The sequence below is a fragment of the Nocardia sp. CA-129566 genome (genome assembly GCF_050956075.1).
GTDB lineage: Bacteria > Actinomycetota > Actinomycetes > Mycobacteriales > Mycobacteriaceae > Nocardia.
Map to the genome: position 1 here is coordinate 5,860,118 of NZ_CP192085.1, position 21,337 is coordinate 5,881,454.

Genomic DNA, 21,337 nt, shown 5'->3' on the forward strand with positions numbered 1-21,337 from the left:
ACCGGCCGATGCGCTTCGGCGGCAACCCCTTTCGGGATCTCGAGGTCATCATGAATATCGCGGGCCCCGGCGGACTCCCCGGCACTATCGAATGGGATGACCTGCAACTGCGTGACGGCTATCGCGGCATGCGTGCGGCCATGCAGTCCTCGCGCTGCATCGACCTGCTCGGTGTGGCGTTTCCGCAACGCCATCCCGGGGCACGCACCCGATATGTGCTCTACAACCCACTGATGGTGCGCACCGCCATGGCCGATCCGCTGCCGATGGCGCACCGTTTGCTCACCAAGGCGTGGCTGCTGGTCGCCGGACAACCGGTCGGCAAGGCCATCGTCCCCATCGCGGAGCTGATCGACCAGCCGCCGACCGAACCGCTCGCGGCCTTCCGGCGTCGCACGCGACTGCCCCTTGTCGGCGCGGACTTCGACCCGGCCCGAGCCCGGCGCCTGGATGCGATCACCGCCGAGCTGGTCGACAGCCGAACGGTCACCGGTGGATAACGACCGCTGACCCGCTGACCCGAAGCCGACCACCCGCCACCCCCTCCGGATGGATAATCCTGGAGGGGGCCTGCGCGTTGGGAGGCGGTCGGGATGGCGCGGATCGGGGTTATGAGCATGTCCGATGGGCGTGACTACGTGCACGCCGGCATCGCGGATTTCATCGAATCGACGGAGGATCGGCTGGTCGCCGGATTGCGGGCGGCCGGACACGAGGTGGTCCGCGGCGCGGCGCCGATCAGTACGAACGCATCGGCCGGGTCGGTCGCTCGTGCAGTGGCCGCCGCCGGTGTGGATCTCACCGTGCTGCACTACGCGGTCTGGGCATTCCCGCACTTCACCATGCTGGCCGCGGGGGCCACGCCGGGTCCGCTGCTGCTGCTGTCCAATATCGATCCGGTGCAGCCCGGCATGGTCGGCATGCTGGCCGCGGGCGGTGCACTCGATCAGATCGGCCGCGCGCATACCCGGTTATGGGGCGATCCGGCCGATACCGAGCTGATCGAGGCGATCGGCGTCCAGGCCACCGCGGCGGCGGCCGTATCGAGTTTGCGCGGCAGTACCTTCGGACGCTTCGGCGGTCGGCCCATGGGAATGAATACGGCCGTGGCCAATACCGATCAGTGGCAGCGCGTATTCGGCATCGATGTCGAGGAGATCGACCAGTGGGAGATCGTGCGCCGCGCCGAATCGGCCGATGCCGGGGAGGCGAAGGGGGCGCGAGAGTGGTTGGAGCGCAATACCGCTGGCGTGCACTATGACGGCGTGAAACTCACCCCGGAATTGCTGGAACGGCAGATCCGCTCATATCTCGCGGTGCGCGAACTGATCGCCGAATGGCGCCTGGACTTCTCCGGTATCAAGGGTCAGCCCGAACTCACCCAGTACTTCGCGACCATGGATATCACCGAGGCGTTCCTCAATGATCCCTACGATTGGAACGGCCCCAAACAACCCCATGTCTGCGCGACCGAAGCGGATATGGACGGCGCGCTCACCATGCAGCTGCTGCACCGAATCGCGCACACCCCGGTGCTCTTCGCCGATGTCCGGCACTATCACGCGGACCGCGATATCTGGGATCTGTGCAACTCCGGCCAACATGCCACCTGGTTCGCGGCCCGCAGCGAGGATCCGCACGAAAACCTGGCCACTGTGCATCTGTATCCGGAGGTGTTCTTCTTCCCGGCGGGCGGTGCCTCCGTGCACCACCTGGCCGCCCCCGGCCGGATGACCCTGGCCCGCCTCACCCGCAAGGACGGCAACTATCGAATGCAGTTGATGCTGGGTGATTTCGAAACCTACGACCAGGCGACCAACGAAGCGCTGATGAAGCAGTCCACCTGGGAATGGCCACACGCCTTCGCCCGCTTGGACGCACATGCCGGAGATTTCCTGTCCCGCTTCGGCGCCAACCATATTCACGCCGTCCCCGGCGATCATCGGGCCCCGGTCCGGGCCGCCTGCGATCTCCTCGATATCACCGTCGACGAATTCACCCGATGACGAGCTCGGCGAACAGGAGGGCCGGATATGTTCCTCGGAGTTGATATCGGAACCTCCGGTTCCAAGGGCGTGCTGGTTCGGCCGGACGGCACCGTCATCGCCAGATCCGAACGTATGCACGGCGTTTCGACGCCGCGACCGGGTTGGGTCGAACACGATGCCGAAGCGGTTTGGTGGGCGGAATTCTGCGCGATCATCCGCGAACTCCTCGACGCGGCCGACGGCGCGAAGCTCGACGCACTCGGTGTATCCGGAATCGGCCCGTGTCTGCTGCCCGCCGACGCCGACGGAACGCCCCTGCGCCCTGCCATCCTGTACGGCGTCGACACCAGGGCTACCGCCGAGATCGCCGAACTGAACCAGGAATTCGGTGCGGCCGCGGTGCTCGAACGCGGTGGTTCCCCCCTGACCAGCCAGGCCGTCGGCCCCAAATTGCGCTGGCTGGCCCGCCATGAGCCGCAGGTCGCGGCCCGCACCCACATGCTGTTGATGGCGAGTTCATCTCTGGTGCATCGCCTTACCGGTCGCTATGTGCTCGACCATCAATCGGCCAGCCAGTGCGTGCCGATGTATGACCTGCGCCAACGAGATTGGGCGTGGGATTGGGCCGCCGCCGCCGCGCCGGGCCTCAGACTGCCCGAATTGGCCTGGCCCACAGACGTTGTCGGACGGGTGAGCACGGCCGCCGCGGCGGTGACCGGACTACCGGTGGGACTTCCGGTCACCACCGGAACCGTCGACGCCTGGGCCGAGGCCGCCAGCGTCGGCGTCCGTGCGCCCGGCGACGCGATGATCATGTACGGCACCACCATGTTCCTCGTGCAAGTGCTCACCCATCCGCGACCGCATCCCGGACTGTGGCTCACCTGCGGGGCCTGGCCGGGCACCTACACATCGGCGGCGGGCATGGCGACCTCGGGCGCGGTCACGGATTGGCTGCGCAGACTCGTCGGCGGCGACTTCGCCGAACTGGTGGCCGAGGCCGCCGAGGTCCCCCCGGGCAGTCGCGGCCTGCTCGCGCTGCCCTATTTCGCGGGCGAGCGCACACCGCTGTTCGATCCGGACGCTAGAGGCATCATCGCCGGTCTCACCCTCGGACACGGACGTGCGGAGCTGTATCGGGCGGTACTGGAGGGCATTGCCTACGGCGTGCGGCACAACCTCGAGGCGATGACCGCGGCGGGCGGGCAGGCGCAACGGCTGGTCGCGGTCGGCGGCGGCACCAAGGGTGGACTCTGGACCCAGATCGTCACGGATGTGACCGGCCTGCCGCAGCAGCTCCCGGCCGATACCGTCGGGGCCTGCCTCGGCGATGCCATGCTCGCGGCGGCGGCCGTCGGCGTCGATACCACGGGCTGGAATCCCGTCATCGGCGTGGTGGAGCCCGATCCGGAGCGCGGAGCAATTTACGCTGCGTACTATCAGCGCTACCGCGAGATGTACGAATCCACCAGGCATATCGCGCATTTCCTTGCGGCGGAACAACACCGATCCGCGCCTCCCCCATAGGCCCGTGCCTGTGCGAGGATGCAAGGTTGCAGATAGGACAGTGATCGCGAGGGATCTCGATGCCGACCATGACCCTGACCCGGAACAACTTCGACGCGACCGTCGCGAACAGTCATATCGTGCTGATCGACTGGGGTGCGCAATGGTGTGAGCCATCGCGCCGCTTCGCCGAGGTCTTCGCGGCATCCTCGGACCTGCACCCCGAGATCGTCTACGGCACGGTCGATATCGACGCCGAACAGCAACTGACCCACATGGCCAAGATCGAGGCGTATCCGACCCTCATGGCCTTCCGCGAGGGCCTGCTGGTGTATTCGGAGGCCGGAGCGATGGCCGCCGAATCGATGGAGGAACTGGTGCAGCAGATCCTCTGGCTGGATATGGACCAGTTCCGCCGCGAGCTGGCCGAACTCTCGGCCAGCGTGTCGGTCGGTGAACCCGAACAGCCGCAGACCGCCTTCACCTACCAGAAGCGCGCGGGCCATGCCGCGGTGACCGACCGATATGGCTGGCCGGGGCTGTGAGCACGCCGGGATCGGAACTCTGGCATCTCGATGCCGCACGCACCCGCTCGATCAGTGCGGAGAATCCGACGGGCGCCCCCGGTGCGGGCGCCCGCGCGACCGATGGCACCGGCGCGCACGCGGCGCGGCTGCTCGGCCCCGGCTGGAAGGTCTCACCGTCGATTCATCTCGGGGCGGGCGAAACCGCAACGCTGGCAGATATTTCCGGCCCCGGCGTACTCCGGCACTGCTGGCTCACCACCGACCGCACCGCGCTCGGCCTGATCACCCTGCGCATGTACTGGGACGATCGGCCGGAGCCCGCGATCGAGCTGCCGCTCGGCGATTTCTTCTGCAATGGCTGGGAGGAATTGGCGTTGGTGCGGTCGGAGATGGTGGTCGTCGCCCCGGCCGGCGGCCTGAACAGCTACTGGCCCATGCCTTTTCGCGCGCACGCCCGGATCACCCTGCACAACGCCGGTGGCCGTGCGGTTCCGGTCTACTACCAATTCACCTACACCGAACAGGACGTATCCGAGGAGGCCGGATATCTGCACGCGCTGCGCCGCACCAGCACACCGCTGGGCGCGCCCGCCGTGCACACCATCCTCGACACGGTGCCCGGACCCGGCCGGTATGTCGGCACCTATCTGGCGATCCGGCCGGGCGCACCGGGCTGGTGGGGTGAGGGCGAGCTGAAGTTCTACCTCGACGGCGACACCACCCATCCGACACTGTGCGGCACCGGCACCGAGGACTACTTCGGCGGTGCCTGGAACTTCGACCTCGACGGCGCGTACCGCACCTATTCCACGCCCTATCTCGGACTGCACCAGGTGCTGCCGTCCGATGAGATCTACCGGCCACAGCAGCGATTCGGCATGTACCGCTGGCATATTCGCGATCCCATCTGCTACCAGCGGGAGTTGCGCGTGACGATGCAGGCGCTCGGCTGGCATGACGACGGCACGTACCTGCCGCTGGAAAACGCGGATATCGCGACGACGGCGCTGTGGTATCAGAGCCCAGCGGATATCAGCGGCTAATGCGGATTCAGGTCCTCGTCATCCGGCAGTTCCATGGCGAGTAGCTCATCGGCGCGGGACAGGGCAGCATCCATCGCCGACTCGATGCCGTCCATCACCGACAGCCCGTCCAGCAGGCCGGACAGCTCGCGTCGGGTGGCCTCCAATTCCGCGACCGCCGGGTCGACGCGATACCACCCGACACCGTCACGCCACCAGGGCTTCTCATCGATCCATGCCCACATCACGTCACGCACCAGCCGGGCGTCGGGGGTGTACATCTGGAAGCACGCATCCGCTCCGTCCGCGCGGTGCTCGAGTTCGTAGACGTCGTCGGGCAGCAGGCGAGCCTGGATGTAGGCGTGCTCGCCGCGGCTGACCACGATCGCGGGGCAATCGGGGTCGGGTGGTTCGTGCAGCAGATCGTCCAGCAGCGGATCCGTCAGGGCGGGCAATGTGGTTCCGTCGCCCGTGCGGACGTGCACGTCGGCGTGCCGGTCCGGGTCGTCGTTCACCGCGACAGTCTGCCTCATCCGGAAATCCGCGGTGCGGCGGGGCGAAATGCGACGCGATGCCGGTGTCCGGGTGCAAGGTAGTGCTATGCGCGCGGTCGTGATCGAGACGCCAGGGAATTTCTCGGTGCGGACGGTGCCGGATCCGACACCGGCTCCCGGCCAGGTCGTGGTGCGGGTGGACGCGGTCGGGATCTGCGGTACCGATGTGCACATTGTCGGCGGCGAGTTCCCGCCGACGCCCTATCCGATCGTGCCGGGTCACGAGTTCGCCGGTTCGGTGGTGGCGCTGGGTTCCGGCGCCGACCTTCGGATCGGCGATACCGTCGCGGTCGATCCGTCCTTGTTCTGCGGCGCGTGTCATTACTGCGCGATCGGGCGCGGCAATCTGTGCGAGCGGTGGGGTGCGATCGGCGATACCGTCGACGGCGCGATGGCCGAGTACGTCGCGGTGCCCGCCGCCAACTGCCATCGGCTACCCGAGACCGTATCGACCACGCACGGCGCGCTCGTCGAGCCGTTGTCGTGTGCGGTGCACGCGTTCGACGTGCTGCCGCGCGCCCTCGGCTCGCACTACCTGCTCTACGGCGCGGGCACCATGGGATTGCTGATGCTGCAGCTCGCACGGGTCGCCGGGGCCGCGTCGGTTTCGGTCGTCGATATCAATACCGCGCGACTCGAGGTGGCGCGCGAACTCGGCGCGGATGCCACCGCGACCACCGCCGACGAATTCGACCGCCCGCGGGGCTGGGAGGTGGTCATCGACTGCACCGGCGCGATCGCCGCCATCGAGGATGGGCTCGGCCGGGTGCGCAGGGGCGGGGTGTTCCAGCAGTTCGGGGTCGCGCCGGGTGCGGCGACCGCATCGATTTCGCCGTTTCGGATCTACAACGACGAGATCACCATCGTGGGTTCGATGGCGGTGCTGCACAGTTTCGGGCGCGCGGTCGAACTCATGGGCAAGGGTGTGATCGATGCCGACACCATGATCACCCATGGCTTCGGATTGCCCGAATTCGCCGATGCGCTACAGACTTTCCGTGACGGCACCGGTCGCAAGATCCAGATTCGACCGGGTCGGGAGTCCCGCGGGGTGTCCGCCTGATGGCCACCGTCGTCGGAGTCGACAGCTCCACCCAATCGTGCAAGGTGATCCGCTGTGATGCCGATACCGGCGAGATCTTGGCGCAGGCATCCGCCCCGCACCCGGATGGCACCGAGGTTTGCGCGGAATCCTGGTGGCAGGCACTGTGTGCGGCGGGCGACGGATTGCTCGATCGCGCCGATGCGGTGGCGGTGGCCGGTCAGCAACAGGGGCTCGTTGCACTCGACGCCGACGGTCGGCCGGTGCGGGATGCGTTGCTGTGGAACGATATTCGCTCCGCGGACGCGGCCGAGGAGTTGATCGCCGAACTCGGCGGGCCGCAGGTGTGGGCCGATGCCGTCGGCAGTGTGCCGCTGGCCGCGTTCATCGTCGCCAAACTGCGTTGGCTGGCCGATCACGAACCCGCACACGCCGACCGGACACACCGGGTGCTGCTGCCGCACGACTACCTGACCTGGCGGCTGCGGGATGGGCCGTCCGATCGTACGGTCGAACCGACCACCGACCGCGGCGAGGCTTCGGGCACCGGCTACTGGTCGCCCGCGACCGGGACCTATCGCAAAGACCTGGTGGCGCTGGCCTTCCGTGGGCGCACACCGGAACTCCCCCGCGTCGCCGGACCGGCCGAAGCGGTCGGCCGCACCCCCGCTGGCGCGCTGGTCGCGGCGGGCACCGGTGACAATGCCGGAGCCGCACTCGGTTTGGGTATCGAGGACGGCGACGTCGTGATGTCACTGGGCACCAGCGGCACGGTCTACACCCGGGCCGCCGCGCCCAGCGCCGACGCCGCCGGAGCGATCGCGGGATTCGCCGACGCGACCGGCGCGTTCCTGCCGCTGGTCTGCACGCTCAATGCCGCCCGGATACTGGACTCCACCGCCGCCCTACTCGGCGTCGGCCTGGCCGAGTTGGAAACCCTTGCCCGCCAGGCACCGCCGGGTGCGGAAGGGGTCGTACTCCTGCCCTACCTGTCCGGGGAACGCACCCCGAATCTGCCGCACGCCACCGGCAGTCTGCACGGTCTACGACCGGAAACCCTGCGCCCCGGTCATATTGCCCGCGCGGCGTTCGAGGGCATGCTCTGCAATATGGCCGACGCGCTCGACCGCCTGCGCACCATCGGAATACCGATCCACCGCGTCGTGCTCATCGGCGGCGCGGCCCGCTCCCGTCTGGTCGCCGAACTCGCCGCCCAGATCATCGGGGTCACGGTGGTCGTGCCCGAGCCGAACGAGTACGTCGCGCTCGGTGCCGCCCGGCAGGCGGCCTGGGCACTCGGTGGCACGGCGCGGCCGCCGCAATGGAGCGCACGCACCGCCGCCGAGGTTCGCGCACCTGGCGACGGCGGGGCGATCGGTCGGCGGATCCGCGCCGAGTACCTACGCGTACAACGGGCCGTCTACGCTCGATGAGAACTCCGCCCAGCAGCGCAGACGCACGATCGCGCGAAACGCCGGTGGCCGAATTCACGATGTTGTAGTACAAGCACTACGCCTGCCGTCGAGTGAGGATCGGCGGCACCGCACCCGGGGGATCATCATGGAATCCGAGCACCCACCGCGCCGTCGGCTCATCGTCTACGTCGCCGGTCTTTCCGAACCGCCGCACGCGGCAAAGGACCTGTTCAGCAAGCTGAAGCACGAGCCGGGATACGGGCCCGACGAAGCCATATATTGGCAATTCCCGCAGCCGGTCACCCGGCTGAGCCGGGGCAGTCTGACCGCGCGCTGCCGCGATCTCGCCGATCGCATCGACGCGTACTGGACCGGACCGCGCCAGACCGCGGAGATCGTCCTCATCGGACACAGCATCGGCGGCGTCATGCTCCGCTACGCCTTCCTGCAGGCACTGCGCGGTCTCGACGGTCCGCAGTTGGCCTGGGCCGATGCGGTCACCCGCATCGTGCTGCTGGCCGCGCCGAACCGCGGCGTAGATCTCGACCGCGCGCCGTGGCCGTGCCGGGTGGCGGCGAAGCTGCTGGTCCCGCTGCTGCGGACGTTCACCGTGCTCGACCTGCTCTGCGGCACCCCGTTCATCACCAACCTGCGCATCCAATGGCTGCGCGAAATAGCCGATCTCGGCAAGAAGGCGCCGACCGTCGTGCAGGTGCTCGCAAGGAACGATTGGGCGGTGGACCGCGAGGACAGCCGCGATCTGGAATCGCTGCCCACCGGCGCGCAGAAGCTGATGCCCAACTCGACGCACGGCGATATCGCGTGCACCGGACGCAAGGTCCGCGAGGACTACACCGGACAGCGCTACGACATTCTGCGCTGGGCCATTACCGAGGATGTCGCCGCGACCGATCCGAGCCCACTGCCCGAGCACGAGGCGACCATCAAGTCGGTTGTGTTCGCACTGCACGGAATTCGGTCCGGCAATGGCGCCTGGCCGACCCAACTCGAGACCGAACTGCACGAATTCGAGAAGGATGTGCTCGTGGTGACGCCGTCGTACGGGCGGCTGTCGGCCTACGACTTCGCGTTGCCGTTCACCCGGCGCCGCAATCTGCGCTGGTTCGCCGATCAGTACAGCTACCATCTGGCCCGGCATCCCGGCGTTCCGTTCCACTTCGTCGGTCACAGCAACGGCACCTACCTGTTCGGACAATCGCTGAAGCAGATTCCGGCGCTGGAATTCCACAATGTCTTCCTGGCGGGCAGTGTGCTGCCCCGCGAATTCGACTGGGTGAAATGCGCCGACAGCGGACAGATCCGCACGCTGGTCAATGTGTGCGCGAGCGCCGATAAACCGGTCGCCTGGCTGTGCAGCGCCCTGCGTGGGCTCGGTATGCGCGATGTCGGGGTCGGCGGATTCACCGGATTCGACTCCGTTCCGCCCGGCACGCTGCAGGTGCGCTACATCAAGGGCGGTCACGGTGCGGCCCTGGAGGACAAGCGGCTGCCCGGTGTCGTCGGTTTCGTCCACGACGGCGAACCGCCCTGCGAACCCGAGCACACCCAGCCCACCGAATTCTTCGAGCTGATGTCCCGGTCCGCACCCATTGCGACCTGGCTGGCGGGTGGAGCGCTGATCGGCCTGGGCTGCCTCGCCGTCGCCACGCTCGGCCCGCTGGTCGGACTCGGCGTTATCGGCGGACTGCTCGCCGCCACCTATACCGGACTCAAGGTCGCCTGATATTTCTTTCGCGAGAGCCCCGCGGCCCGTGCGACCATGAAGGAGATACCGGTAGTACCGGATACCGAGTGGACGTGAGGTGCTGAGATGACTCGGTGCGACGTGGTGATTCGCGGCGGATCGGTATTCGACGGCCTCGGATCCGCGCCGCGCGTCGCCGATGTCGGGATCACCGGCGGCAAGGTCACGGTGATCAGCACCTCGACGCTGCCCGACGGGGAACGCACGATTGCCGCGGCGGGCAAGTGGGTGATGCCCGGCATGCTGGATGTGCACACCCACTACGACGCCGAAGTGCTCGGCAATCCGGGTTTGGGCGAATCGGTACGGCACGGAGTCACCTCCGTGGTGCTCGGCAATTGTTCGCTCTCGACGGTGTACTCCGAGGCCGAGGACTGCGCCGATATGTTCGCCCGGGTGGAGGCATTGCCTTGGGAGGCAGTACATTCCGCGGTCAAAGAGCACAAGGACTGGGACGGTCCGGGCGCCTACGCCCGCGCACTCGCCGCACGCCCGCTCGGGGCGAATGTGGCCGCGCTGCTGGGACATTCGGATATGCGGGTCGCGGTCATGGGGCTGGCTCGGGCCGTGGACGCTACGGCGCGGCCGACCGAGGTGGAACTGAATCGTCTGCGCGAGATGCTGTCCGAGGCACTCGACGCCGGATTCCTCGGGCTGTCCACCATCCGCAGTTCGTTCTCCAAATTGGCGGGCGTGCGCTTCCCGACCAGACAGCTGCCATCGACCTATGCCACCTGGCACGAATATCGAGCGCTGAACGACATTCTGCGGCAACGTGATCGGATCCATCAGAGCACGCCGAACCTGACGGCCCGTGTCGAGATAGCGCGCTATCTCGCCGAGAGTGCGGGCCGACCGTTCCGTAAGCCGCTCAAGACCACGCTGATCGCGGGGATGGATGTCAAGGCCGATCGCACTACCGCGCGCGCCGCGACCACCGTCGCCTGGATCGCGAATACCGTTGGCGGAGCACAGTTCCGGTGGCAGCATCTACCGGTGCCGTTCGAGGTGTATGCCGATGGTGTCGATCTCGTGGTGTTCGAGGAATTCGGCTCCGGGGTCGCGGCACTCAATATCCGCGATGTGATGAAGCGCGGGGAACTGCTCGCCGACGAGTCCTACCGCCGACAGTTCCGCAAGGATCTCAGCAAGAAATACGGCCCCCGGGTATGGCATCGCGACCTCTACGACGCCCAGATCGTCTCCTGTCCGGATCCCGAGGTCATCGGTAAATCCTTCGGCGAGGTGGCCGACGAGCGCGGCATCCATCCAGCCGACGCCCTGCTCGACCTCACCGTCGAGCACGGCGCGCGATTGCGTTGGCGCACGGTCATCGCCAACGACCGCGACGAGGTGATGGACCGACTGCAACTGTCCCCCTTCGTGCAGGTCGGCTTCGCCGATTCCGGCGCCCACCTGCGCAATATGGCCTTCTACAACTTCGGCCTGCGCATGCTCGAGCGCGTACATCAGCGCGGATTCATGCCGGTCGAAACCGCCGTGCACCGCCTGACCGGCGAACTCGCCGACTGGTACGGCCTCGACACCGGCCGCCTCACCGAAGGCGCCCGCGCCGATATCGCGATCATCGACCCCACCGGTTTCGACGGCTCCAGCAGCAGCTACGCCGAAGCTGCCGTCCCCGGTATCGTCGGCTTGAACCGCATGGTCAACCGCAATGACCGCGCCGTCGCCGCCACCATCGTCGGCGGTCATCTGCTCTACGAATACGGCGAATTCGCACCCGGTTTCGGCACGACCATCCACGCGGGCACCTTCCTGGCTGCCCGAGGGAGCTGACCTATTCGCCTGCGGGTCGGTGGTGGAGACTGGATCACTCCATCGCGTCACAAACGGGTCACCCGACGTGTCCTCCGAAATGATGACGTACACACCGCCTTTCGGCCGACGAATGGCACCCGGTGTGGCGGCAGGATTACAGCATGCAGATACGACTCGCGACCATCTTCGGGGTACTGCTCGTTGTCGGCGGGGCAGCATTGTGGCTTTTCGCGCGGGACACCGAATTCTTCTGGTTCCGGGGTGGGCCACTCGGGGCCGTGCTCGTAGTGGTCGGGGTGATCGACATCGTCAGCGCGCGCAGGACGGACCGGAGGGGGCTTTGACGTGGATGCGCTTCTCGACGATCAGCCTGACCGCGCATCGTGCACGCCCGAACATCGTTGGCCGGGAGATCATCCTCTGACAACGTTTCAGCGGCCGCCCCTTCCTCGGCGCGCGCGGACGTGATCTGGCAAGCTGGATGTGGTGGGGTGCTGGCGATTTCGGTGTGTCGCCGAGGTACGACGCGGCCACTGCGTGATCAACTCGAGCTCGTGTGGAACACGAACGATTCGCGGCGGCAGTCTCGGTCTCGGCAGGCCCAGTCGGCCTTATGGGCCGTGTGCCCCGGTCAGATGGCCCACGGGATCGATATCGACCAAGCGCGTGCACCATGATTGCGCGAAGGATGTCGCCCGGTCGGGTGTCATCCTTCCGGTTTGCTGCCGGTTGCCGGGATAGCCGGAAACGGCGGCGGCACAAGATACAAGCTGACATGGTCTGCGAAGTGCATTCCACGTCAGATCCGACCGACTACGAACGATCATCAGGAGTGTCGATGCGCAAGGAAAAGACGCCCAGAATACTGGCAGGGTCCGCGATTGCCGCTGCGGCGGTCGGTTTCTCGGTCATCACCGCCTTGCCTGCGTCCGCCGAACAAGGCATAGCCAATGGCATCGACGTCACCATTTCACCGCAGGACCCGACCACCATCCGGCCAGGCGCAACGCCGATGCGCTTCACGGTCTCACTGGCCAACACCACAACTACCGACAATCCCGAGGTGGGCTTGGTGGTGTCGTTGGGGCACTGTTCGTGTAATCCGACCCCCGTCAAGATGATGCCCGCCGGGTCGATGCACATGCTCGACCCTGGCACCAACACCTGGCAGACGGTGCCCTACATCGCCGAAGGAGGCGGCACCGACTTCCTCACCCGAACCCTCGTCGCACCGTTCGCCCTCGCGCCCGGACAGACCATCACCTACCAACTGGAAGTGCAACTCGACACCAACCAGGCAGTGTCCATCGGCAGCGGCAACTCCTCCATCGACGTGACAATCACCGACCCCGCCACCCACACCGCGATCGGCCACACTCCCACGGCATCGCTGTCCATCACCGTCGAACCCTAGCCCGGCAACACCTGTCATCGCGGCGGCCCGAACCGAACCCATGGTGACCGAGGCGCATGAACTTGGACTCGGGCAATCGCAATTCACAAATGCCTTAATGTCCGTGCGGAACGTATTGGCTCCATGAGGTTGTCCGGTTGCCTGCGCGGATATCATCGATTCGTTGCCGTAACCGATCGGCGTGCTCTACCGACGCCGTCGCTCGTCGAAGCGGGCCGGTTACCTGTACAAGATCCCGCATGTCCAGGAGCACTTGGTATCCGGACCACTGCGACAAGTCGTAGCCATACTCCTCGATGAAGTTCCGAACCCACTCCTCGTCGCGGCCGTAGCGCACCGCGGCGTGCCATGTCGGTATCAGGTCAACTTCTCGCGGCCCGATGCTGACCCAGTCCCAGTCTCCGAGTAGCGGTCGCACTGGATTTGTTCTGCTGTCCCACAGCAGATTTCCCGCCCAGGCATCGCCATGGATAAGCCCGACTCCCAACGGCCAGTCGAGTTCGCTCAGTTCCTTGCGAATCTCGTCGATGCGCCGTAGCAACCATGACCGTTCTTCGCCGCCTATTGCGCCAGCCGTGCTGTCCGCGAGCAGCGCCCCGTGCAGAGACTCAAGGGGCGTCCATCGCTGGAGTTCAATCTCCGGCGGAGGTAGGTCATGCAGCGAACGCAGCAGGTATCCCAGCTCTTTCGAGTTTGGCCCGGGGATGTCGGACAGTTGCGGGTAGTACTGCCAGAAGCCGACCGTGTACCCGTTGACCCGCACCGGTTCCACGCCAGGCAAGGGAGCTGTAGCACCGAATTTGTGCCGTGTGGTCAGCCACTGAGTAACCGTGTACGTCCGTCTCGGCCTGTCCGGGTCCGCCTCGTTAGTACTCACCCGTCCAACGGCTGCGTGACGCGGCAGGACGTAAACAGCGTTGCTCGAATGGTGAATGAGTTCCGCGCCAGTGGGATCGAGCCCGCAGACTTCGCATGCGTGGCATAGTGCCGCGAACTCTTCTGATGACATGCCAGCCCTACCCGACCAGTGCGAGCGTTGTTTGAAATTCGTTCTCGATGTGTTGAACGACGGGTAGGTCACCATACGGTGCCAGGCGACGACGAACGAGGTTGATCGACTCAATTCCGCGCGCGCTGGTCAATCCCCGAGCGGCCTGCATCGTGTCCTGGAGCACCTGACAGGCTTGCTCGATCTCGACACCGTGGCCCGCTGCGGCCTCGCAGGGTTCGGGCACGTAGGACGCCGCTAGCGTCGCCGCTACCAACACCTGCCGCCGCTCCATGCCAACGGAGTCCGCCAGAACTAGCGGCCCGCGTTGTTGAACATCGACACCACGCCGCCCATCGTGCGCGACATACATGAACTCTGCCGACAATTGCCGCTCGGTGAAGAACCGAATCCAGTCCGGCTCGTCATCCGGTCGCGCACGGTTCAACCGCCGCTCCGCCTCCAGCATCGCTTGTGTGCCAGCGGTCGCATCTCCGTTCAGCGCGTGCGCACGCGCCAGCAGTGCATTGCACCTCGCGCTGCTGCTCGGTGAACCCGACTGCTCAGCCGCGCGTACGGCAGCGGTGCCGAACCACAGCGCCTCCTTCTTGCGGTTCAGGTAGTGCGCTTGCATCGACATGTCCGTGAGGATATGCGCCCCCAACGCGGCATTGCCGCTTGCCTTCGCGAGCCGCAGGGCCTGCCGAAAGTACTTCTGTCCCAATCCTTGCCGAGCTGAATCGAAGCACATGAAGCCGCTCAGGTCGCACAGTCGCGCAGCGACTGCAAACAGCTCCGGCGCGGTGCGACTGTCGCAAGAGCCACGCAGCGCAGGGGCGACTACGTCATCAAGAAACCGCGCCAGAGTTGCCCGCGCGTAGCCGCCGCCGAGATGGTGGTCTGCATTAGAGAACACGTCGCACATCGACCACATGACCTCGATATCGGCGGTGCCAACACGCCGATGGTTCTCGCCTGTGGCGAAGACCGGAACCGTCTCGTCCAACCATTCGCGCACGGGATCGAACACTTCGCATCCGACCCACGGCGCGTTAGGCTCGTCCGCGACCAGAGGAACGGTGGAATCATCTTGTAGCGCTGGCGAATTCATGTTTACCCACATGCGTTCGAGAACGCCACCGGTCTCCAGCGCTTCGTCCATTCGCTCTGCGAAATCTCGTCCCGGACGCCGTTGAGCCTTCTCCACTTTCCCGATGAGCGAACCACTGTCGTGACTGATAGCGCCGAGCTGATTCAGCGACAACTTCCGTAACAGCCGCCAGTGCCGCAGTTCCGCGCCGAAGAACTGCTGTGCCGACTCCAGAGCAGCCAGCTCACGCGGTTGTTGGGCCATTGCTTCATCCTCTGTGACCTGGTCGTTTCGGACCGGTTCCGCTACAGCCTCGGATGTGGACAGATTTTCTGTCCGCACCAAACATATACCGACCTCCGTGCGCTGGGTCACAGACTGAACCTGCGTCCGATGCCGGGCCGATGCCGAATCCTGTCTCGGCACATCGACCGGCAGTGCCGCTGGTGGGTGGCGCAAGCCCCCGGCGTCGGGCGCGATCCGAAAATCGCAGGGAGGCAACGCTAATGACTCGGGACGACGAGAAATGCGCTGCGAACGCGACGCCGCTCCATATGGGCCTTTCCGAGGTTCGCCGAGGGCTGGAAAGCGTTGCAACAGGGCTAAAAAGCGAGATTACAACTGAACAGCCAAGGCGAAGGGGCAAAGCCCTACGGGGCGAAGCGGACGTCACAGTCGAGGAGTTGGCCCGGCTGGCTTCCGCATTGGAGGCCATGCCGGATGCCGACCAGCAGTCGGAAGAGCATCCGTGTCAATGGTTGCGCTACGACGACGCCACCTGGACGCCGGTCTATCCAGACGGTACGACGGGCCATCGGTTCACCTGGACTCAGATGATGGCCGCCCGTGGCGAGCACATCGGCGACGTTATCGAATCCCTCACCGACGCTGGACTTATCCACGAGGTCCGGGAAGTCGGGATTGATGTGTTCGACCACGGCAGGGGATAACGATGGGGTTCAACTGGTGGCGAGAAGCCGACGCGGACGAAGTGTCACCGCAAGCGATCATCGATCGTGTACAGGCTGAGTGGCGTGCCGAACGCCGACGCGAGCGGATAACAGCCGAGCAGCCCGATGCCAGGCTGTGGCCTACCGGGTGGCCGCACGAGGCTCCCGACTACTCGTTGAGCGTTCCCGAAGCGCACCAGGCCATGCAGCGACACAGGCAGTGCCGCCCCGATCAGTGCCCGCGCAAGGCAGCAGCTCGACAAGTGCTGATCGATGCCGGGCGAATGAAGCCGGACACCTCGCGGGAGCCCCAATGAGGTTCGTAGCCGGAAGCGCATTCGTAGCCACGAGCGATGGCACTGCCGAACTACCCGATCGCCCCACGAACGCCTCGCTCTCATGCCCTGGCCGCTCTCGTGTCGACCGGCCACACTCCCAGACCAGAACCCACCGGTGCGCGATGATTGGTACATCGAATTCTTTTGCCCAACAACAGAAATCGGACTCTACCTATCTCGACGTGGCCGCCAATGACCACGGCCACGAGAAAGGTCTACTCGTTCACCGTGCCCTTGCTCGGGTTGCCGATGCCGCCCCGCACGTCGTCGAGATCGGCCCCGGTGGCGGCGCGGCCGTCGCGTTCCTGGCATCCCAACTCGAATCCGAGACCCGCAATGTTCGCCTCACCCTCATCGAGGCACCGGGCATAACGTCCCGCTCGCTCACCCAGGCCATCGACCGCTTCAATACGGTCGGCACGTGCGTGCTGGTACGCGGCTGGGCACAGGACATCGCGACGCTGGTCAGCAAGCCAGTCGATGTCATCAGCGCGTCAGCGCTGCTGCACGAGGTCTACTCCTACGGCGGTGCCTACAGCGGCCTGCACACGATGATCCGGACCTTCCCAACCGTGCTGAAACACTACGGGTTCTTTGTCTACCGCGACGTGTACGCCGTCAACGCACCTTCGCTGCATGAGCCCGCGGTCCAGTCCTACAGCGCACCGTCGTGGTTGCAGTTCCTGCGCTTGTTCCTGCCGCACTACCTGCACCATGGCACCCACCCCTATCATCACCACGACGACGAGATCATCGTCCGCCAGAACTCCCGCATCGTCGCCGCCCCGGAACTCGACCCCCGCGTCTGCGCCGTCGTCCACGCCCCGATCGGACTGTTCCGCGAGACGCAACGCCACTACATCACGCTGCGCGATCATGTATGGCGTTCGGGCATCTTGGGATTCACGCCGGTACTCGACGGTCAGCTCTCGGGGGACTGGATCGATTTCCGCACCGGTCACAAGCGCGTGCACTTCACCTTCACCGATAGCACGTGGATGTCGACCAACGATCGTGCCAGCATTCACGCGGTCAGCGAATCCTACGGCGACCACCACGTGATCGACGGCGACATTTTCGACGCGGTCACCGATGTCGCATTAAACCTGTTTCTCACAGCCGTCGAACGCGGCAACAACGAGTGCGGCCAGATCTGGGGAACCTGGCTCGAACGCGAAGGCCGGGAGACCTACGCCTACCTCACCGTCGATGAGCTGCTGACAGCCTTCGCCGTCCACTCCGCCGAGACCGACACGGGGATGCCGTCGGTCCTTATGCCCGTGCATCCGACAGATGTCTTCGTGCGAGAACGCCACTACTACAACCGGTTCCTGGGCAAGAACCTCGCCAACCCACTCAGCGACGCCAAGCAGATGGTGTTGTTCCAGAACATCCCCGTCACCGACTCCGAGGCGCTACGGCAGGCACTCGGAACGATCCGCCAACATTGCTCCAAACCCAGCCTCGCCCGCGTCCACACCGCCATCCACACGAGAGGATGATCCAACCCATGCACTTGATCGAGGTCGAGCGTAAACGCGAACTCCCCGAGCCCAGTACCCTCCTGCAACGGCTCACCGAACTCGGCTACCGCGAAGCCGGACACCTCACAGAGGTCGACACCTACTACAGCCGTCCCGATGTTGACTACATGAAAACCGTTGAGTGCCTTCGCATTCGACATCGAGACGGGTTCGCCGAAATCACTTACAAGCCGCCGTCGAATGCCAGCACTCACAGCGACGCCGACGTGATCGCCAAACGCGAAACCAACGTATCTCTCAGTGGTCCCGACCAAGCCTCAGCGGCCAACCAACTGCTCGCCGCAATCGGCATGATCGAACTCGTTCGAGTCAAGAAGGCTCGCACCATCTACCAGCACCCCGAACACGACGACATCGTCGTCGCTATCGACGCCGTCACCCACGCCGGAATCTTCGTCGAAACCGAGGTCACCGCAGCAGACACCGACGCAGCAACCATCCACCTCGAAGAGGTCGAAACCAAACTCGGCATAGCCGATCACCCCGTCGTCGGCCTGCCCTACCGCGATCTGGTCATGGCCGCCGTCCACTGATCACAAACCTGAAGAGGATCTTCCCGCGCACGCGCGTCGCCGCGAATGCGGGACGGCAGAACCCCCGGATGTCAAACCATCAGCCTCTCGGACACCGGGGGTTCTTGCATGTGGCAGTCCTTCACCGTGCCGGAATCGGTTTCCCCAATCCTGGAACCCTGCCCCACAGGTGAGGGCCTGCCAGGTCGCGTCGCGTGCTGTGCAGGGAATCCGATCATTCCCGCGAAATCTGTTGTGCCGCAGGCTTGATGACTCCATGTAGAAGAGTGAGAAGAGTTGGGAGGCCCCGGAAGAGAAAGAAACAGAAGAAAGAAACCGGAAACCCAAGTAAGACCCAAGTAAGAGAACCTGCCGAATTTCCCTCTACAGAATCAAGAGCGGCGCGCATGCGCGCGCCGCCCGGTGCGCCCGCCCTCCCGCTCCGCTCCCGGGCAGACGCCCCGGCGCAGAGACCAGGATGGGGACCGAATCAGCCCAGCCATCACCACCGGCGCAGCCCATGTTCGAAGTACTGCCGCGCCATCCCTCAACGGGATGACTTGCCACTGATCTCCTAGCGACGCCGGACGTTATGCGTCTATTTAGCTCACGGTCTATTCAATGGCTGACTCGTCTCGCTTCTGAGCAACGAGATCGACAACCGCAATGTCATCTTGCGTCACAAGATACTGACGGGATACGTCGCTCTTAAGTCTATTGGTCAATTTTGCAATCTCCACAGTTCGACGAGAGTCATCGAGCCCCTCCGCCTCAACAGCCTTGTCGATAATCTGATTGAATGTATCGGATGGCATCCTACGGGCAAGTTGAATACCGAGCATAGATGGGAATACTGATGCGAACGCGCGTCTTGCTTTCTCTGCACTCGGCGCCATACCTAGGAAGTTCAGCAGAAATTCGGGCCGCATAATGTAGCGAGCTCGATTCTCCTGAACAATCTTCGTCGTCAGCCTAAGAATCCTCGTTTCGCCAGTCAACCACCAGGTACCCCATCCGAACTCGGTTACTCGCGATGTCTCGCCGCGTCTATGCCGCTTCCCGTAAACAGCTAAAGCGAGCAATGCGTCGTTTCGAGCAAGTTCTGGTCTGCCCTTCCGGATAGTTGCAAGATCGTCGGCTATACGACTAACCTGCTCAAGATCTACAAGACCCTCAAGATCAGACGTAGACTCATATTGAAACCCAAATAGTGACTGTAGGTACTGGCGAAGGTCATCGAACGCATCGGTTCTGTGCAGCGTGGAGTGTGTGCAGAACCTTTGCACAAACCCCGGCCAGCTGGTTGGTCGCTGACGCCCCAGATCGGGATTTATCCTAGCGTACAAGTATGCGCGAAGCATAATCTGAGGGGCTTCCCGGGCGATATCATAATTCAGCCGGTCCTCTATTGGCTCGATGTGATTGAAATATTCGTGATCTGCAGTCCTTAGATGGTTGACTACCTCGCCGAGGACTGGCTCCGTGAGTATCAACTTGGCACCTGCTCGTGCGGCTATCAATAGAGTATTACGTGTCATTTGATCCGGCTCCGGGACAAAATGCTCGCTAAGCGCTCGGACGATCTGGTCCGCGCCGACATATAGCCTGAAATCAGAAGACATGTCTTGGAAGAACTGAAGCAGTCTTGGTTCGGTATTTAGGGTAAAGAGCAGTGCATATGTTCTAGACAGCGTTTGTAGATATCGGCGTTCATCTGCCGTTGAATCGTATAGCACACCTCTCAGTGCTATAAACGCTGCATCTCCTATCGACTGCCCTAATGCGCCATTGTGTCCGCGTTCGATCAGGGCTTCCTTAAGGGCTTCGGTGATCGTAGAATATTCGCCTTCGCCATCGCGGATATACACGGCAAACTCAAGACCTTGACGTTCGAATGCAAGCTGGAGTGCGCGCATGGCTGTTTCCGCGGCTTGGCGGATTCTAACCGAACCCATTCCGGGCGTTGGATTGTCTTTGATCCGGTCTTCCAGCTGTTCAAGAATCCGCATTCGCAATACTTCGTCAGCGGTATTCTCTTCTTCGATCCGCTGACGGACTTCATACGGTAGACAGTAGCCGCCTTCTTGTCGATGCCATTTAACGGCGCGACCGCCAGGATAATCCTTCTTACCCATTGCCTGAAGTCGAGCTTCAAGGCGTGGACCGACCAGCTCTTTAACTGACGGAAGGTCCTTCGATATCCGCGTGAGCACTTCGTCTGCGGTCCGCAGAATACCTTTGTCAGGATCCGTTCCTTCTAGCGCCCACAACGCCAACGCATCGGTTACTGAATTGACGAGAGTCTGATCGCCGCCTCGGCGTTGGACTTCGTTGGCCAGAAATACATAAACGGCGGGTGTCTTAACATGTTTAGATGGTCCAACTAAACTAGAAACGCCGATCTGCCGAAGATGATCGGTGTAATGTCGCAAATAATCATAATATGCGGATTTCATTGCACTATCGTCGTTTATATGCAGCGCAATATATCCGCCATCTCGGATGGCGATCGTGACGTTCAGTTCTTTTGTTAGCGATCGTTCAATTCGGTCGGAATATCTAACCGTCTGCGATGTAAGGTAAATAAGCACAGTCGGTCGCCGCCCGAACTCTTTTATTCGCGCTACTGTGCGTCGTATTTTCCCTTCCGGATCTTCTGTAACGCTAGCCTGGTAAAAGGATCCTGGATCGTCTGCGTCTCCAAATATCTGCCCATCTCGGGCATCTGCGCCGCCATCCTTAATCCCGCCGAGTGGCACGAACTTGGATCCCACGATGGACGAGTAAAAAGCATTGGCGAATTGCTCAAACGGTTTTCCTTCGGCACGCTCCAATGCGATTCGAATGTGGTCGGGGTGAACTCGCTCGATTGTCAAGGCACCTCCACTGCGATACACGGA

18 protein-coding genes are annotated in these 21,337 nt (G+C 63.9%); 14 read left to right on the forward strand and 4 right to left on the reverse strand.

Annotated features, from left to right (window positions below; all coding sequences use genetic code 11):
- Positions 1-8 precede the first annotated feature (8 nt).
- The 5 genes from ACQP0C_RS25375 to ACQP0C_RS25395 all read left to right on the forward strand — a co-directional run bounded on the left by ACQP0C_RS25375 (position 9) and on the right by ACQP0C_RS25395 (position 5,064).
- The gene (locus ACQP0C_RS25375) at positions 9-500 is read left to right on the forward strand and encodes a hypothetical protein (protein WP_433723763.1); all 492 of its coding nucleotides are present in this window, start codon (positions 9-11) and stop codon (positions 498-500) included.
- A gap of 93 nt (positions 501-593) precedes the next feature.
- A complete protein-coding gene (locus ACQP0C_RS25380; protein WP_433723765.1) occupies positions 594-2,006 on the forward strand; it encodes an L-fucose/L-arabinose isomerase family protein in 1,413 nt (470 codons plus the stop codon).
- Between the two features lie 27 nt (positions 2,007-2,033).
- The gene (locus ACQP0C_RS25385) at positions 2,034-3,515 is read left to right on the forward strand and encodes an FGGY-family carbohydrate kinase (protein WP_433723767.1); all 1,482 of its coding nucleotides are present in this window, start codon (positions 2,034-2,036) and stop codon (positions 3,513-3,515) included.
- Positions 3,516-3,583: 68 nt separating this feature from the next.
- Entirely contained in the window at positions 3,584-4,039 is a 456-nt protein-coding gene (locus tag ACQP0C_RS25390) for a thioredoxin family protein (RefSeq protein WP_433723769.1), read from the forward strand.
- Complete coding sequence (locus tag ACQP0C_RS25395; RefSeq protein ID WP_433723771.1) at positions 4,036-5,064, forward strand: glycoside hydrolase family 172 protein; 1,029 nt, start codon at positions 4,036-4,038, stop codon at positions 5,062-5,064. The genes ACQP0C_RS25390 and ACQP0C_RS25395 overlap by 4 nt, the downstream gene beginning before the upstream one ends.
- Here the strand turns inward: ACQP0C_RS25395 and ACQP0C_RS25400 are convergent.
- Positions 5,061-5,576: a hypothetical protein gene (locus ACQP0C_RS25400; RefSeq protein WP_433723773.1), complete on the reverse strand. Its 516-nt coding sequence runs from the start codon at positions 5,574-5,576 to the stop codon at positions 5,061-5,063. The two genes, ACQP0C_RS25395 and ACQP0C_RS25400, sit on opposite strands and share 4 nt — an antisense overlap.
- Before the next feature lie 67 nt (positions 5,577-5,643).
- Between ACQP0C_RS25400 and ACQP0C_RS25405 the strand changes: the two genes are divergently transcribed.
- The 6 genes from ACQP0C_RS25405 (at position 5,644) to ACQP0C_RS25430 (ending at position 13,015) form a co-directional block, all read left to right on the forward strand.
- On the forward strand, positions 5,644-6,660 hold the full coding sequence (locus ACQP0C_RS25405; RefSeq protein WP_433723775.1) for a zinc-dependent alcohol dehydrogenase family protein: 1,017 nt from the start codon (positions 5,644-5,646) through the stop codon (positions 6,658-6,660).
- Complete coding sequence (gene xylB / locus ACQP0C_RS25410) at positions 6,660-8,072, forward strand: xylulokinase (protein ID WP_433723777.1); 1,413 nt, start codon at positions 6,660-6,662, stop codon at positions 8,070-8,072. Before ACQP0C_RS25405 ends, xylB begins: the two co-directional genes overlap by 1 nt.
- Positions 8,073-8,199: 127 nt before the next feature.
- The gene (locus ACQP0C_RS25415; RefSeq protein ID WP_433723779.1) at positions 8,200-9,798 is read left to right on the forward strand and encodes a hypothetical protein; all 1,599 of its coding nucleotides are present in this window, start codon (positions 8,200-8,202) and stop codon (positions 9,796-9,798) included.
- Between the two features lie 87 nt (positions 9,799-9,885).
- Complete coding sequence (locus ACQP0C_RS25420; RefSeq protein WP_433723781.1) at positions 9,886-11,619, forward strand: N-acyl-D-amino-acid deacylase family protein; 1,734 nt, start codon at positions 9,886-9,888, stop codon at positions 11,617-11,619.
- Positions 11,620-11,762: 143 nt separating this feature from the next.
- Positions 11,763-11,945, forward strand: a complete 183-nt coding sequence (locus ACQP0C_RS25425; protein WP_433723783.1) for a hypothetical protein — start codon at positions 11,763-11,765, stop codon at positions 11,943-11,945.
- Positions 11,946-12,439: 494 nt separating this feature from the next.
- On the forward strand, positions 12,440-13,015 hold the full coding sequence (locus ACQP0C_RS25430) for a hypothetical protein (protein ID WP_433723785.1): 576 nt from the start codon (positions 12,440-12,442) through the stop codon (positions 13,013-13,015).
- 94 nt (positions 13,016-13,109) lie between these two features.
- Here the strand turns inward: ACQP0C_RS25430 and ACQP0C_RS25435 are convergent, their stop codons facing one another.
- Positions 13,110-13,787 carry a phosphotransferase family protein gene (locus ACQP0C_RS25435; protein ID WP_433723786.1) on the reverse strand — a complete coding sequence of 226 codons (678 nt, stop codon included), beginning with the start codon at positions 13,785-13,787 and terminating at the stop codon, positions 13,110-13,112.
- Between the two features lie 244 nt (positions 13,788-14,031).
- Positions 14,032-15,468: a helix-turn-helix domain-containing protein gene (locus ACQP0C_RS25440; RefSeq protein WP_433723788.1), complete on the reverse strand. Its 1,437-nt coding sequence runs from the start codon at positions 15,466-15,468 to the stop codon at positions 14,032-14,034.
- A 131-nt stretch (positions 15,469-15,599) separates the two neighbouring features.
- Here ACQP0C_RS25440 and ACQP0C_RS25445 point away from each other — a divergent pair, with 131 nt between their 5' ends.
- From ACQP0C_RS25445 to cyaB, 3 genes are all read left to right on the forward strand, one after another.
- Positions 15,600-16,043 carry a hypothetical protein gene (locus tag ACQP0C_RS25445; RefSeq protein WP_433723789.1) on the forward strand — a complete coding sequence of 148 codons (444 nt, stop codon included), beginning with the start codon at positions 15,600-15,602 and terminating at the stop codon, positions 16,041-16,043.
- Positions 16,044-16,278: 235 nt separating this feature from the next.
- Positions 16,279-17,883 (forward strand): hypothetical protein, encoded by a 1,605-nt coding sequence (locus tag ACQP0C_RS25450; RefSeq protein WP_433723791.1) that lies wholly within the window; start codon positions 16,279-16,281, stop codon positions 17,881-17,883.
- A gap of 8 nt (positions 17,884-17,891) precedes the next feature.
- Positions 17,892-18,458: a class IV adenylate cyclase gene (gene cyaB / locus ACQP0C_RS25455; RefSeq protein WP_433723793.1), complete on the forward strand. Its 567-nt coding sequence runs from the start codon at positions 17,892-17,894 to the stop codon at positions 18,456-18,458.
- Between the two features lie 593 nt (positions 18,459-19,051).
- Here cyaB and ACQP0C_RS25460 read toward each other — a convergent pair.
- Positions 19,052-21,313, reverse strand: coding sequence for a hypothetical protein (locus tag ACQP0C_RS25460; protein ID WP_433723795.1), 2,262 nt, complete (start codon positions 21,311-21,313; stop codon positions 19,052-19,054).
- Positions 21,314-21,337: the final 24 nt, after the last annotated feature.

Bases quoted from the DNA above. Each gene is read 5' to 3' on its own strand.
- ACQP0C_RS25375 (WP_433723763.1), top strand. From the start codon at position 9: ATGCGCTTCGGCGGCAACCCCTTTCGGGATCTCGAGGTCATCATGAAT.
- ACQP0C_RS25380 (WP_433723765.1), top strand. From the start codon at position 594: ATGGCGCGGATCGGGGTTATGAGCATGTCCGATGGGCGTGACTACGTG.
- ACQP0C_RS25385 (WP_433723767.1), top strand. From the start codon at position 2,034: ATGTTCCTCGGAGTTGATATCGGAACCTCCGGTTCCAAGGGCGTGCTG.
- ACQP0C_RS25390 (WP_433723769.1), top strand. From the start codon at position 3,584: ATGACCCTGACCCGGAACAACTTCGACGCGACCGTCGCGAACAGTCAT.
- ACQP0C_RS25400 (WP_433723773.1), bottom strand. From the start codon at position 5,576: ATGAGGCAGACTGTCGCGGTGAACGACGACCCGGACCGGCACGCCGAC.
- ACQP0C_RS25405 (WP_433723775.1), top strand. From the start codon at position 5,644: ATGCGCGCGGTCGTGATCGAGACGCCAGGGAATTTCTCGGTGCGGACG.
- xylB (WP_433723777.1), top strand. From the start codon at position 6,660: ATGGCCACCGTCGTCGGAGTCGACAGCTCCACCCAATCGTGCAAGGTG.
- ACQP0C_RS25415 (WP_433723779.1), top strand. From the start codon at position 8,200: ATGGAATCCGAGCACCCACCGCGCCGTCGGCTCATCGTCTACGTCGCC.
- ACQP0C_RS25420 (WP_433723781.1), top strand. From the start codon at position 9,886: ATGACTCGGTGCGACGTGGTGATTCGCGGCGGATCGGTATTCGACGGC.
- ACQP0C_RS25425 (WP_433723783.1), top strand. From the start codon at position 11,763: ATGCAGATACGACTCGCGACCATCTTCGGGGTACTGCTCGTTGTCGGC.
- ACQP0C_RS25430 (WP_433723785.1), top strand. From the start codon at position 12,440: ATGCGCAAGGAAAAGACGCCCAGAATACTGGCAGGGTCCGCGATTGCC.
- ACQP0C_RS25445 (WP_433723789.1), top strand. From the start codon at position 15,600: ATGACTCGGGACGACGAGAAATGCGCTGCGAACGCGACGCCGCTCCAT.
- cyaB (WP_433723793.1), top strand. From the start codon at position 17,892: ATGCACTTGATCGAGGTCGAGCGTAAACGCGAACTCCCCGAGCCCAGT.